This window comes from Burkholderia sp. AU45274, assembly GCF_030482505.1.
Taxonomy (GTDB): domain Bacteria; phylum Pseudomonadota; class Gammaproteobacteria; order Burkholderiales; family Burkholderiaceae; genus Burkholderia.
On the sequence record NZ_JAUJQE010000021.1, the window covers coordinates 58,693 to 72,567 of the forward strand.

The following is a 13,875-nucleotide window of genomic DNA, read 5'->3' on the forward strand; positions in this document are numbered from 1 at the left end:
AACCGCCGCTATCAGTCAGTGAACCGGGCAACGAACGCCCTCGTTGCTGCCGTCAGTGAATCGCCACGCCTCGTCCCGATGCAGAGCCGGCGCAATGCCCATGGTTCGTCCAGCGCCACGAGCGTCACCTTGTTGAGGTCCTCGACCGGCAGCATGCTCTCGGGCTGGATCATCACGCCCAGCCCTGCCTTGACCAGGCTGCGAGCCGCCTCGATCGTGCTGACCCGATACTTCACATCCAGTTCGCGTCCCAGCGCGGCGGCTGCATTTCGCAGCTGGGTCATCATCGAAGTGGTCGCAGAGATGCCGATCACGTTCTGCTCGAGGAGATCCGCTGTCGTTACGCTGGCGCGCTCCCCCAGGCTGTGCCCTTTCGGCACGACGGCAACGAGACGATCGGTACGAAACTCAATGATCTCCAGTGCATTTCGGTCGATGTCGTCGGTGGCATAGAACATCGCCACGTCGGCCTTGCCGGCCACGACGGCACCCACCACGTTGGTATTTGCATCCTCCTGCAACTCGATGTCGACGAAGGGAAAGTCCCGCGTGAACTCGGCGATCTCGCGCGCCAGAAACTGGACGATGATCGTGCTGGTGGAGCCGATGCGGATATGACCGCGTACGCCTTCGGTGAACTCGGCCACCTCGCGCCGCATCACGTCGAGATTCTCGAACAGCAAACGCACGTGACGGGCCAGCACCTCGCCAGCAGCGCTCGGGACCATGCCGGTCGGCAATCGCTCGAACAGGTCGATGCCCGCAATCTCTTCGAGATCCTGGATCCGCCTCGTCGCAGCTGACGGCGTGATGTTCTCCCTCACCGCCGCGCGTCGCATCTGCTGCTCCTCCACGACGGTGAGAAACAACCGCAACGTGAAAAGGTCGACGCGTCTCGTCAGATTGTGGAGACTGAGCCCGGCCATGTCCTCTCCTTGGTCTTCTCGCTCGGCGGGATTGCTGAATTGAGCCATAGAGACTAAGCCGGGGGTGATCGGGCGTCAATTGGGAGTCGAAGAAGAGGCGACCGGGACAGCCTCGGCGATATCGGTCATATCCCCAGGGGAGTCGAGAAGCAGAGGTCGCCCCGACGTTGTGCGGCGCATGAGACGATCGGTGCGAAGCGCACACGCGCCATCGGTTCACCGGATTCAGATCACGTTCATTTCCCGCAATTTTCCGATTTCACCGTCGTCCATACCCAACCACCCGTGCAGGACGTTCGCGTTGTGCTCGCCCAGACGCGGCGGCGTCTTGGCTTCCGGTTCCGGAACATCCGACATCTTGACCGGGTTGCCGGCCACCTGAATGGGGCCCCATACCGGGTCGTCGAGCGTCATGAGCATCTTCCGTGCAGCAACGTGCGGACATTCGAACAGGTCCGGCACGTCGTTCACGTTGGCGCAAGGCACGCCGCCCGCGCGCAGCTCGGCCAGTGCCGTTTCGCGTGGTCGATCCGCGAGCCATGCGTCGATCTCGACATTCAGGTCGTCCAGATGCTGCTTGCGCAACATGCCGTCGGCAAATCTCGGATCATCCGGCAGATTCGGGCGGCCGATGACTTCCGCGAAGCGCTTCCATATGTGTTCGCCCAGTACCGCAATGACGATGTACCCGTCCTTCGCACGATAGGTTCCGAACGGCGCGGTGACTGCGTGTACCCCGGGGGGCGACGTCCGCTTCGTTGCCGAATACATCGCGACGGAGATTTCGTTCAGGATCAACGACGCATCGACCATCGAGATGTCGATTTTTTTGCCCTTGCCTGTCGTATGCCGATGCAGGAGCGCGAGCACGACGCCATAGAGCGCCAGGATCCCGCACTCGATATCGGCGAGCGAGAAGCCCAGATAGGTCGGTCGGTCGTCGCTCCGCTCGGGACGATACATCAGCCCGCTCATCGCCTGTCCCACGATATCGAACGCCGGGAAGTCACCGTACGGACTGGGCAGTATGTCGTCGTGTCCGAACCCGGAAATGGCGCCGTAGATCAAGCGTGGATTGATCTTGCTCAGGTCCGCATACCCGAGCCCCATCCGGTCCATCACGTTCGGCCGCAGATTCTCGATCACGACATCGGCTTGCGCGGCGAGTTCGGTGAAGATGCGCCGGCCTTCCGGGTGTTTGAGATCGAGCGTGACGCTCTTCTTGTTTCGATTCGCCCGCAGAAAAGCGAGGCCGCTCGGCTTACCGTCCGCGTCCTGTTTGACAGGATTCGTGCTACGGGAAAAATCGCCGCCCTCGCGCGTCTCGATCTTGACGACTTCCGCGCCGGCATCCGCCAACCACATCGAAGCAAACGGCGCCGCGATGAAGTTTTCGACGGTGAGTACCCGAATGCCGGCCAACGGCCGATCGCCACCTATCTTCGTTCCGACACGCGAATCATGAATTGTCTCCTCCATCACATCTCCTTTTCGTTCATCTTTGGAATCGTCCACGCGCGCTCACCGAATCGCCTCTCGATTGCGCAGCGCATCAATCTCATGTTGAGCAAACCCCCAGTCGAGCAACGCTTCGTCCGTATGCTCGCCGATCCGGGCGGGGGGCCGCTGGATCGCACCTGGCGTGCGGCTGAAGCGCGGTGCCGGGCCAGGCTGTACCACGCCGGCCACTTCCTGAAACGTTGCTCGTGCGACGTTGTGCGGATGCTTCGGTGCTTCCGTCAATGAGAGCACCGGCGCAATGCACACGTTGGTTCCGGCTGCGAGGTTGCACCACTCGTCCCGGGTCTTCTGCCTGAATATCTCGGCAAAGCGTGCGCGCAGCAGCGGCCATCCGTCCGTATCGTGCTGCTTCGGAAGCGGTTCGTCGGCCACGCCGAGCAGGGTCAGCGTCTCGCGATAAAAGCGCGGCTCGTTGGATGCGAGCGATACGTAGCGGCCGTCGCTCGTTTCATAGACCTGATACCAGGGCGCGCCTGAATCCAGCCGATTCGAGCCTCGCCGGTCGATCCATGCGTTGCCGGCATGCATCCCGTATATCAGGGTCATCAGCGACGCGGAGCCGTCGACCATGGCCGCGTCGACCACCTGCCCCTGTCCGGAGCTCCGGGCCTCGAGCATCGCACTGACGACCCCCAGCGCAAGATAAAGCGAGCCGCCGCCAAAATCTCCGACGAGATTGAGCGGTGGCACCGGCGGGCCGTTTTCGGAGCCGATGGAATGGAGCGCGCCGGTCAATCCGATGTAGTTGAGGTCATGGCCGGGCGCGTCCGCGAGCGGGCCGTCCTGTCCCCAGCCCGTCATGCGGCCGTAGACGACCTTCGGATTGACCGCGAGACAGTCGTCCGGGCCAACGCCAAGCCGTTCGGCCACCCCGGGACGAAAACCTTCGATGACGGCGTCTGCGCCCTCGACCAGGCGAAGGATCACCTCGACTGCCGCGCCATTCTTCAGATCCATCGCGATCGAGCGGCGGCTACGACGCAACAGGTCGAACCGGCTTTCCAGCAAAACACCGCTGTCCGACGGCACGATACGGTCGATTCGCAATACATCGGCGCCGAGATCGGCGAGCAGCATGGCGCAGAACGGCAACGGTCCGATGCCGCCGATCTCGACCACCTTGAGACCCGCCAACGGGCCTTGGCCTTTGCAGCGTTGCAAATTTGTCTCCGATTTTTTTGCGGGATCGAGTATCGCTACCCCGCCTCTTGTATCCGAGCCACTGCCTGCCTCGGAAAGCGACGCACCATGCGCGTCGGCAATTTGCCGGGGCTACTCGTTGCCGAACGAAGCCCGCCAGCTCGGTCAATCCTAGGGGCGCCCACCGCCTCGTACAAATGCAGATTCGCGAAAGCGGCGTTGCGGTTTCGCGAACGCGGTGCCGCACTGCCAGTTGAGAGCAACTCGAGTTTCACGCGTCGATCGACGGGTCAGACAGCCATTCGTCTGCCATGCCGGGGCTCGACGAAAGCCAGATTCGAAAATAAGCAACTCCGCATTCGAAAAACGTCACTCGAATTACCGCCGCTCCGTACCTACTATTGCCCAGGCAGATATACGGCGCGCCGCGGAGGTCATTTACCTCTCGCCGCCAGACTTCTCGATCCGCCAGCCGGATTCGCACGAATCGCAATGTCGTGCATATCCGACCGACAGGCGAGCTCGAACGAACTTCTCCATGATTTGAAGGCAATTTCGATGAGCAGTCTTGAAGGGAAAGTAGCCATCGTCACCGGCGGCACCGGTGGGATCGGCAAAGGCATCGCGTTGCAGCTCGCAGCGCGCGGCGCAACAGTCGTGATCAGCGGGCGAAATGCAGCGAAGGCAGAGTCGGTCCTCGCCCAGCTCCGGCAGGCTGGCGGCATTGCGGATTTCCTGTCGGGAGACGTGCGATCGAAAGACGATATGGACGCGTTAGCCGCGGAGACCGCCCGTCGCCATGGCGGCATCGACATTGTCGTCGCCAATGCCGGCGGCAATGACGACGAGGCGCGGTCTCCCCAGGTTCGGGGCGCATTCGCCAATATCGACCTCGCACGCGTTGCGGCGCTGGTTGCCGAGAATACGGCCGCCAAGCTCTTTCCGGTGCAGGCTGCGTTGCCGTACATGCGCCCTCGTGGCGGCGGCAGCGTGATCTTCGTGACCTCGGAAGGCGGCCGGGTCCCCACCCCGGGCCAAACGGCCGTTTCGACATTTGCCGGCGGCCTGATTCGCGCCAGCAAAGTCATCGCCAAGGAACTGGCGCGCGACAAGATCCGGGTCAACTGCGTTTGCGTGACGGTTGTGCGCGACAGCCCGTCGTGGGACGCCGTGTTCGGTGCCGACAGCAAGGTATCGGAACAACACCGCAAACAATACGAAAAGGTCGTCGCCGGCTGCCCGCTCGGCGTAGCGGCGCCCACGGATATCGGTCAGGTCGTCGCGTTCCTCGCATCGGACGAATCGGCCTACCTGACAGGCGCAACGCTGAGCCCGACGGGCGGACTGACCATTCATTGATCGCGCCACGGGTCGTGCGTGAGCTTACCGCGCCGGCATCGGAACATTGACGCCTCGCGCAAGCGCTGCAGCGCCCGCACCGAGCCTACGCACCAGATTTGGAGAACTATCATGCGCGGCATGGTCTTTCAGGGAAATTGCAAGGTCGACGTCCTCAACTTCGACGATCCCGTTCCGGGATACGGCGAAGCAGTCATCGAAATGAAGGCGTCCGGCATGTGCGGAACCGACCTTCACTATTACCGCCACGGGATGGCGGAATCGTTGAGCATGCTAGGCATGCGCGACCGGATGGAATCCGACCAGGTCATCGGCGGTCATGAACCGTGCGGCGTCGTGGCCGCGGTCGGCCCGGGCGTCGATCCCGCAACGTTCCGGGTCGGCGACCGGGTCATGGTCTTTCATTACGCGGGTTGCAGCTGCTGCGACCACTGCCGGACAGGCTGGACCCAACTGTGCGATCGCGGCGCGCGCATCTACGGCGTGCTGAGTCACGGCGGGCATGCGAACTACATGAAGGTACCGGTATCGTCCCTGGTCCATCTGCCGCAGGAAGTGTCGTTCAAGGGCGGTGCGGCCATCTCGTGCGGCACCGGCACGGCATACGGCGCGCTGCTGCGTCTGGATATCAGCGCGCGTGACACGCTTGCCGTCTATGGCCTCGGCCCTGTCGGCCTCTCCACCGCTCAACTCGCCGCCGCGATGGGTATCGAGGTGATCGGCATCGATATCAACCCGAATCGCGTCGAGCGCTCGAAAGCATTCGGCGTCACACATGGCATCGACGCCAGCAAGGTCGACCCGGTCGAGGAGATCCACAAGCTGACGGGCGGAAAAGGCGTGTCCTGTGCAGTCGAATGTGCCGGTGGTGAACTGCCGCGCGCGCAGGCGATTCGCAGCACGAAAGTATGGGGGCGTGTCGTTCTCGTCGCGGTCGGCGGGAACCTGACCATCGATGCAATGAAAGACCTGATCGGCAAGCAAAGAACGCTGATCGGCTCCTTCACCTTCTCCGAAGTCGGCATGAAGGACTGTGCCCACTTCATCGCCGATCACGGTGTCGAGGTAGACAAGCTCTTTACCGAAGAGTGGCGTCTCGAGCAAGCCGGTGAAGCCTACGCACACTTCAACCAACAAACGAGTGGCAAGGGCGTCATCGTATTTTGACGGCACGCACACCCGTGCCGTCCGTAATTTGGAAAGCGCCGTCGAAGACGGCCATGGAGAATTAGATGACCAAGAGAACGATCGACCTCAAGCATCCCCGAGCGTTCTACATCGGCGGGCAATGGGTGGCACCGTCCACCGCCGAAACGTTCGATGTGCTCGACTGCGCGACGGAAGAAGTCGTGGCGACCGTGGCAAAAGCCGCGTCGGCCGACATGCAGCGTGCAATCACCGCGGCGCGTGACGCATTCGACAACGGCCCGTGGCCCCGCATGACGCCGCAGGAACGCGCGGTCTATCTCGAGAAGTTCGCGGAACGGCTGGAAGCGCTGAACGACGATTTCGCGCGCATCTGGTCGATCGAGACCGGGATCGTGTACAAGATCGCCCAGCCGCGTATCGGGCTGTTCATCAGCGGCGCATTTCGCCAGTACGCAGCAATGGCGTCGACCTTCCCGTTCGTCGAGGAGCACCGGTCGGTTACCGGCAATCTCGGCTATCGCGTCTACGAGCCGGTCGGCGTCGTCGGGGAAATCATTCCGTGGAACGGTCCTGCCGGGTTGATGGCGTACAAGACCGCGCCGGCGCTACTCGCAGGTTGCACACTGGTGATCAAGTCGTCGCCCGAAGCGCCCTGCTCGGCCTACCTGTTCGCCGAGATCTGCGAAGAAATCGGTTTGCCGCCCGGTGTGATCAATGTCGTGACGGCCGATCGGGACGTATCCGAGGAACTGGTTCGCCATCCCGGCGTCGACAAGATCACGTTCACGGGATCGACAGGCGCCGGCCGCCGGATCGCTTCCATTGCCGGCGATCGCGTCGCGCGCGTCACGCTCGAACTTGGCGGCAAATCGCCCGCCGTGATTCTCGATGATTTCGATGTCGAAGCCGCGGCAAACATCCTCGGGCCGTCCTATTTCGGCTACAACACCGGGCAGATCTGCCACAGCCTGACGCGAGTGATCGTGCCTCGTGCGAAGCACGATGCGATGGTCGAGGCATTATCGAACATCGCCAAACAGATCGTCGTCGGCGATCCTTTTGCGCCGGAGACGACCTCCGGCCCGCTTGCGAGCGCGCGGCAGCGAGAGACCGTCGAGCGGTTCGTCGCAAAGGGCATCGAGGAAGGCGCAACGTTGGCAGCCGGCGGCAAACGTCCGGCCGGCTTGCAGCGCGGGTTCTTCTTCGAGCCGACGGTATTCGGCAACGTGGACAACCGTTCGACGATCGCTCAGGACGAGATCTTCGGCCCGGTATTGAGCGTCATTCCCGCCGACGACGAAGCCAGCGCGATCCGGATGGCGAACGACACCCCGTTTGGCCTGAATGCCGCGGTGTTCACGAACGATAGCACCCGTGCGTTGCACGTGGCACGCCAGATCCGCTCGGGGACGGTCGGCCACAATGGCCCGCGCACCGATTTTTCGATCGGCTTCGGCGGATTCAAGCAGTCCGGCATCGGGCGTGAAGGCGGCGTCGAAGGGCTGACCGCGTTCATGGAATCGAAGACCATCGTCATGGCTTGACGGACCGGCTGTTCCCGCTCGGATCGCACATCGACACGGGTAACAGATTCGATTGGTAGCTCGGCTCCCGGATTCCGCGTGGCGGATCGACCGCGCTCCTCTCGACACGCCAGTTCGACTCAGCGAAGCGCCGACGGAATGTCGGCGCTTCATTTTCGCCCAACCTGTACGCATACGTTGACGTTCCATGCAGCGCCCACGCGCGCCGCGTGAATCGGTATGCGCGGGCAACTGCCCTCCCCCTCTTTCATTCGATGCAAGCCAGGAATTCACCACTCGTCGCGATACGCGAGGCCGCCCGTCAGCTGGCCGTGACGCCCCGCACCCTGAAGTATTACGAGGAACTCGGCCTGGTGATTCCAGCCAGGAGCAACGGAAGGTACCGGCTCTACAGCGCTGCCGATCTCGACAAGCTCGGACGGATCCTGCGACTGCGCTCGCTCGGGTTCTCGCTGCACGGCATCACCGAAATGCTCAAGCAGCCACTGGCGATCGAGTCCGACGGCCGCAGGCAGTATTCCGCCGAGTCGTTGCACGAGATCTCGTCAGGTCTTGCTGAGCAGATCACCCGCCTGAACGCCCGGATCGTGCAGGTCCGACGTGAATTGAAAGACGCGGAGACACTGCGCAACGAGCTGAACGACGACCTCGAGTACTTGCGGCGACGACTCGCCGGCACCCCTGCGGCAGTGCTCGAAGGTGAACGTCTCGCCGCTCGCGAGCGTCGTTCCGCCTCGTCCGGGTCTGGCAACGGAGAATCGTGATCATGGCGTTCTCCCGCGCACGGTCGCTGACGTACCGTCATCTTCGTCATGACCTTTTTCCCTGGGCCATCGCGTTGTCGGTCGGACTCGACTACTTCGACAATACCGCCTTCTCGTTTTTCAGCAGCTACGTGGCCGGCGGGATCAACGTACCGCCGGACGAACTGGTGTGGTCGTCGTCTGCATATGCTGTCGCATCGGTACTGGGCATTCTTCAACAGCAATGGTTGATCGAGCGAATCGGGTTCCGCCGATACCTCAGCGGCTGCCTGTTGATGTTCGCGATCGGCTCACTGGCGGCATCGCTCAGCGTGACTTCATTTCAACTGGCGATGGCACGAGGCTTTCAGGCCTATTTCATCGGGCCGATGCTGGGTACGTGCCGGATTCTCTTGCAGACCGGCTTCTCGCCCAAGAATCGCCCGCCGGCGACCCGCCTGTTCCTGATGATCATCCTGTTGGCGAGCGCCCTTGCTCCGCTGGCCGGCGGCTTGCTCATTGCGAACTTTGGCTGGCATGCGCTCTTTCTCTGCACGACGGTCGCCGGACTCGCACTGGCCGTATTTGCGTTCCTGGTCGTCCCGCATATCGGCAAGCGCCAACCGGCACTGCGCAGCGATACGCACCTCTGGCCCTACCTGATTTTCGCGCTCGCCCTCGGTGCGCTGCAGATCGTCGCTCAGCAGGTCCGCTTCGAGCTGTTCAGCACGTCGCCGATACTGTTGCTCCTTACCGCAGCGGGCCTGCTCGCGCTCGGTTGGGTGGCCTGGCAGCAATGGAACCACCCCAAACCGCTCATTCGGTTGAGCGCATTGCGAGAAGGACCCTTCAGAGTCGCCATCGTGCTCTATGCGTTCTACTACTACATCACGAATGCAATCGGCTATCTGATATCGAGACTGCTCGAAGGTGGCCTCGGCTACCCGGTGGAGAATGCGGGCCGAATCGTCGGATTCACGTCGCTGTCGTCGATCGTCGTGGCGTTCTTGTATTTCCGATACGCGAAGTTCGTGACGCGCAAGAAGCTGTTGATCGTTCCGGGATTCCTGATGGCTACGTTCATCGCCGTGTGGTTTATCCACCTCCCGCCCGATGTGAGTGTGTCGTGGCTCCTGGCACCGCTGATCGTGCGCGGCTTCCTGTTGATGTTCATCGCTCTGCCGAACGGAAACGTCGCGTTCCAGATTTTCCCGGATCACGAATTTACGCACGGCTACCGACTGAAGAATATCGTCAAGCAGCTTGCATACTCGCTATCGACCGCGTCCATCATCATCCTGGATCAGCACCGCCTCGCGCTCCATCAAACCCGCCTGGCGGAGTTTGCATCCCCTTACAACCCGGTCTTCGAGAACGCGCTGCAGTCGATGGCTCATGCGTTCGCCGAGCGCGGCATGAATACCGCGCAGGCCGAAGGTGCGGCCCTCGGAGAATTCGCGCGCATGGCAGCGCATCAGGCGAGCTTCATGAGCGTACTGGACTGCTTCTACGTGATTGCAATCATTTCCCTGGCCGGCGCCGTCATTGCACTCGTTCAGCGGCAGATAAAGTGACGCGGGCGTGACCGCAGTACGGAACGTTCCGCGCGCCGAGATTGACGCAACTTTCCACGGCGTCAAACTTACAGAATGCTCGGCGATCACGATGGGCAATAGCAGTCGATCTGGATTCCGGGCCGAGAACGCGGGATCCGAGCGCCTCGATGGCTCACGATGCCTGATCGGTGGCGAATGGTTACGTAATGCTGAAGCGGTGCAATCATGACGATTTCGATGAAAGAGGAAACCTGCCCTTCGTGCTCGAAGGGCAGGACTCACACCTGGACAAGTGCTGACGGCCTGAGGCTCGCCGGCGAATCGTGGGGCGACCCGCTCGGCGCACCCGTCATCCTGCTGCACAGCAGCGGGCAAACGCGTCATGCGTGGAGCGGAATCGGCCACGCGCTCGGCGCGGCCGGCTTTCATGCCGTTGCCTTCGACGCAAGAGGCCATGGTGAATCGGATTGGTCGCCGACCGGCAACTACAGTCAGATCGCGATGGTCCGCGATCTCGAACGCGTCGCGACGCTCTTCGACGGCCGACGACCGATGCTCGTCGGCGCCGGCCTGGGAGGTGGCACGAGCTTGCTCGCAGTCGGGGAAGGCTTTCTTGATGCAGCTGCACTGGTGCTCGTCAACATTGCGCCGTGTGTCGAGCCGCACGGTGTCGTCCGTCTGCAGTCGCTGATGCGTCGGCCGGACGGGTTCGAATCTCCTGACGAAGCCGTCGACGCGATCAGGCGGTATCGCCGGAATCCAAAAAATGGGTTCGTTTCAAGCAACGTGAGCCGCAGCCTGCGTCACGACGGAGACGGAAGATATCGCTGGAACTGGGATCCGCATTTTCTCGCGTGGCCCCGCGACCTGGATCGACGCCACGCACGCTATTCCGCGTGTGCGCGAAGGCTCAAGTTGCCGACGTTGCTGGTGCGCGGCGGCAATTCCGACATCGTCAGCGAAGCAGGCGTGCATGAATTCCTCAAACTGTGCCCCCATGCCGAGTACGTCAACGTTCCTGCCGCCGGGCACATGGTGGCTGGCGATCGCAATGACGTCTTCGGCGAGGTTGCAGCGCAGTTCCTCGGTCGCCACATCCGCCCCGTCTAGCTAGCGCTGTCGGGTTGTCATCGAATCGGCTCAGCAGGTCGAGCCGTCACATGCGGCCAAAATCGAGGCAGGCGAACGCGTCACTGCTCAGACCATCCGCATCACGTCCTTCGTTGCTGCCCGGGTGGAGCGAAATCCGTTGGCGGGATGCGCCAGATCGGCGTAACCGAATCCGATGCCGCAAACGAACTTCCGCTCGTCTCCGATCCCGAAATAATTTCGAATGAAGCCGGCATGGTTTGCGAGCGCTGCCTGGGGCGTCGTGGCAACGTCATAGGCGCGAGCCGCCAGCAGGAACGACGCGACGAATGCCCCGCTGTCGACGGCTGCGTACTGTCCGAGTTCGGCGGGCATCGTCAGGATCGCCACGTGAGGCGCACCAAACAGCCTGAAGTTCTCCGCAGCCTGTCTGGCACGGGCGACGCGGTCTTCGCGGTCGATACCGAGCGCCTCGTAAAGGGCATATCCGATTTCGCGCCGACGTTCGCCATAGACACCGGGGTACTCGGCCGGAAACGGTATATCGGAATCCATCTCGGTATGCCGCGCGGCATGGTCGACCAGTGCAGCACGGAATCGATCAGTCGTCTCGCGGGATGTCACCACCACGTGCCATGGCTGCACATTGCACCACGACGCAGAACGTTTAGCGATGTCGACGATGCTGCCGATCACACTCGCCGGAACGGCGTCCGGCAAATAGGCGCGACAAGTAAATCGTGACGATGACAAACGATGGATCGTTTCCACGTCTGCCATGGTCCGTTCATTCAACTGCGAGCGATTGGCGCGCTTCTGCATGGTGTGTTTCTCCTTCCATTGCTCCGCTATCGGCGGCGCGCCTCGACTCAATCCGGCACGTCGCCCGTGGTCGCGTCATTCAGGTGCCCGGATAGGCTTCGCGTGTGAGACGTTCGCGATGATCGGGGTGTGCGACTGCAATCATCTTTGGAATACGCTGGGCGAGAGACAGGCCACGCAGATCGGCAATCCCGTATTCGGTCACGATCACGCATCCGTCGCTTCTCGGTATCGTGACCGGCCCCGACAATCGCGTCACGATCCGGCTATGCCGCCCCGCCGTCGACGGCAGCGCAACGATCGGAACGCCGCCCTGACTGAGCTGGGCCGCACGCAGGAAGTCGCCGACACCGCCGACGGCGCCGACATACGTGTCGCCAACCATCTCGGCGTTGATCTGCCCGGTCAGGTCCACCTCCACTGCCGAATTGATCGCGACGAACCGGTCGATTCCGCGGAGCACTTCCGGGTTATGCGTGTATTCGGTACCGCGCAACTCGAGCGCGGGATTCCGATGCGCGAAGCGACGTACCCGTGCGGAACCGATGATGACCCCGCCGATCGTGACCCCCTTGTCGATCGACTTCTTCGCGTTCGTGACGACACCGGCCTCGCAGAGCATTGCGACACCATCGCCGATGCTTCCCGAATGCACGCCGAGGTCGCGCTTGCCCCGCAGTTCCGCCATCACTGCATCGGGAATCGAGCCGATGCCTGTCTGCAACGTCGCACCGTCCTCGACGATCGATGCGACATGCCGACCGATTGCCTGCTCGACCGGCCCGGGTTCCGTGACGGGCGCCTCGGGGAACACCGCGTCGGATGCCACCAACAAATCGATATCGTCAGCCCGAAGATACGGCCCACCGTGAGTCCACGGAACGTCCGGATGCACCTCGGCGACAATCGCGCGCGCGTGCTTCACCGCCTCGACTAGATATTCGCGCGCAAGACCGAGGCTATAGCGCCCCTGGTCGTCCGGTGGCGAGACCTGAAGCATCACGACATCTATCCGCAACCCGCCGGAACGGATCAACCCGGGCAGCTGCGAGTAATGGACAGGAAGAATGTCGAGCACGCCCGCGCGGGCCAGCTTTCGGTTCGATCCGCTCCCGCAGTACGCGAGAAAATCGAATGCGTCGGCATGCTCGGGGGCAAGTACGTCGGCGAGGCCGATACCGAGGAAGACGCGGATCCGCTTCAGATGCTCGCGCTGGGCAACGAGCGCGCGCATCAGCGTGACCGGCTCGGCGTGTGACTGGCCCCACATCACGGTGTCGCCGGAGCGAATGATGCTGGAGAGCGCCTCGCAGCGGTCAGCCATGGCGGTTTCGTTCAACGGTCCCGGGGTCACGGGTTCAGCATGGTTCATGAGTCGACGAACTCGAAAGTCACGGAGACGCGACTCCGACGCTGCTCACCGCGTTCGGAACGGTCCATGTGGAATGGGATGATCAGGGCAGCGGTGGAGGCACTCTGCCTCGATTCGAGCACCGCCACGGGCGGGGGTCAACGCGGTCCCGGCCCGCGTTCCGTACTTTGGTTTACATGTTCGGGTAATTCGGCCCGCCACCGCCTTCCGGCGTGACCCACACGATGTTCTGCGTCGGGTCCTTGATGTCGCAGGTCTTGCAGTGCACGCAGTTCTGCGCGTTGATCACCAGGCGATCGCTGCCGTCGTCGTTCTTCACGAACTCGTACACGGCCGCCGGGCAGAAGCGCCCCTCCGGCCCCGCGTACGTGCGCAGGTTCACGTTCACCGGCACGCTCGCATCCTTCAGCGTCAGGTGCGCCGGCTGGTTCTCTTCGTGGTTCGTGTTCGAGATGAACACCGACGAGAGGCGATCGAACGTCAGCTTGCCGTCCGGCTTCGGATACTCGATCGGCTGGCATTGCGACGCCGGCTTCAGCATCTCGTGGTCCGCATGCTTGTGATGCAGCGTCCACGGCACGTTGCCGCCCATCACCTTCTGCTCCAGCCCGACCATCAGCGTGCCGAGGTACAGGCCCTTCGCCATCCACTGCT

12 protein-coding genes are annotated in these 13,875 nt (G+C 62.4%); 6 read left to right on the forward strand and 6 right to left on the reverse strand.

Features of this window, described 5'->3' with window-relative positions; translation table 11 throughout:
* Nucleotides 1-11: 11 nt before the first annotated feature.
* The 3 genes from QZM35_RS36795 to QZM35_RS36805 all read right to left on the reverse strand — a co-directional run bounded on the left by QZM35_RS36795 (nucleotide 12) and on the right by QZM35_RS36805 (nucleotide 3,608).
* The gene (locus QZM35_RS36795) at nucleotides 12-926 is read right to left on the reverse strand and encodes a LysR family transcriptional regulator (protein WP_301777724.1); all 915 of its coding nucleotides are present in this window, start codon (nucleotides 924-926) and stop codon (nucleotides 12-14) included.
* 225 nt (nucleotides 927-1,151) lie between these two features.
* On the reverse strand, nucleotides 1,152-2,441 hold the full coding sequence (locus tag QZM35_RS36800; RefSeq protein ID WP_301777725.1) for a CaiB/BaiF CoA-transferase family protein: 1,290 nt from the start codon (nucleotides 2,439-2,441) through the stop codon (nucleotides 1,152-1,154).
* 6 nt (nucleotides 2,442-2,447) lie between these two features.
* Entirely contained in the window at nucleotides 2,448-3,608 is a 1,161-nt protein-coding gene (locus QZM35_RS36805; protein WP_089434247.1) for a CaiB/BaiF CoA-transferase family protein, read from the reverse strand.
* A gap of 537 nt (nucleotides 3,609-4,145) precedes the next feature.
* Between QZM35_RS36805 and QZM35_RS36810 the strand changes: the two genes are divergently transcribed.
* The 6 genes from QZM35_RS36810 (at nucleotide 4,146) to QZM35_RS36835 (ending at nucleotide 11,048) form a co-directional block, all read left to right on the forward strand.
* On the forward strand, nucleotides 4,146-4,946 hold the full coding sequence (locus QZM35_RS36810; RefSeq protein ID WP_179255346.1) for an SDR family NAD(P)-dependent oxidoreductase: 801 nt from the start codon (nucleotides 4,146-4,148) through the stop codon (nucleotides 4,944-4,946).
* Nucleotides 4,947-5,057: 111 nt separating this feature from the next.
* Complete coding sequence (locus tag QZM35_RS36815) at nucleotides 5,058-6,113, forward strand: zinc-binding dehydrogenase (protein WP_089434246.1); 1,056 nt, start codon at nucleotides 5,058-5,060, stop codon at nucleotides 6,111-6,113.
* A 65-nt stretch (nucleotides 6,114-6,178) separates the two neighbouring features.
* Nucleotides 6,179-7,639 (forward strand): aldehyde dehydrogenase, encoded by a 1,461-nt coding sequence (locus QZM35_RS36820; protein WP_301777726.1) that lies wholly within the window; start codon nucleotides 6,179-6,181, stop codon nucleotides 7,637-7,639.
* Between the two features lie 254 nt (nucleotides 7,640-7,893).
* The gene (locus tag QZM35_RS36825; RefSeq protein ID WP_301777729.1) at nucleotides 7,894-8,403 is read left to right on the forward strand and encodes a MerR family transcriptional regulator; all 510 of its coding nucleotides are present in this window, start codon (nucleotides 7,894-7,896) and stop codon (nucleotides 8,401-8,403) included.
* 2 nt (nucleotides 8,404-8,405) lie between these two features.
* Nucleotides 8,406-9,956: an MFS transporter gene (locus QZM35_RS36830; RefSeq protein ID WP_301777727.1), complete on the forward strand. Its 1,551-nt coding sequence runs from the start codon at nucleotides 8,406-8,408 to the stop codon at nucleotides 9,954-9,956.
* 207 nt (nucleotides 9,957-10,163) lie between these two features.
* Nucleotides 10,164-11,048, forward strand: a complete 885-nt coding sequence (locus tag QZM35_RS36835) for an alpha/beta fold hydrolase (RefSeq protein WP_089434243.1) — start codon at nucleotides 10,164-10,166, stop codon at nucleotides 11,046-11,048.
* 87 nt (nucleotides 11,049-11,135) lie between these two features.
* Here QZM35_RS36835 and QZM35_RS36840 read toward each other — a convergent pair whose 3' ends face one another.
* The 3 genes from QZM35_RS36840 to QZM35_RS36850 all read right to left on the reverse strand — a co-directional run.
* Complete coding sequence (locus QZM35_RS36840; RefSeq protein ID WP_256977000.1) at nucleotides 11,136-11,849, reverse strand: nitroreductase; 714 nt, start codon at nucleotides 11,847-11,849, stop codon at nucleotides 11,136-11,138.
* Between the two features lie 79 nt (nucleotides 11,850-11,928).
* Nucleotides 11,929-13,173 (reverse strand): acetyl-CoA hydrolase/transferase family protein, encoded by a 1,245-nt coding sequence (locus tag QZM35_RS36845; protein WP_301777730.1) that lies wholly within the window; start codon nucleotides 13,171-13,173, stop codon nucleotides 11,929-11,931.
* Nucleotides 13,174-13,393: 220 nt separating this feature from the next.
* The coding region (locus QZM35_RS36850) for a 4Fe-4S dicluster domain-containing protein (protein ID WP_301777728.1) at nucleotides 13,394-13,875 on the reverse strand (482 nt) is incomplete at its 5' end.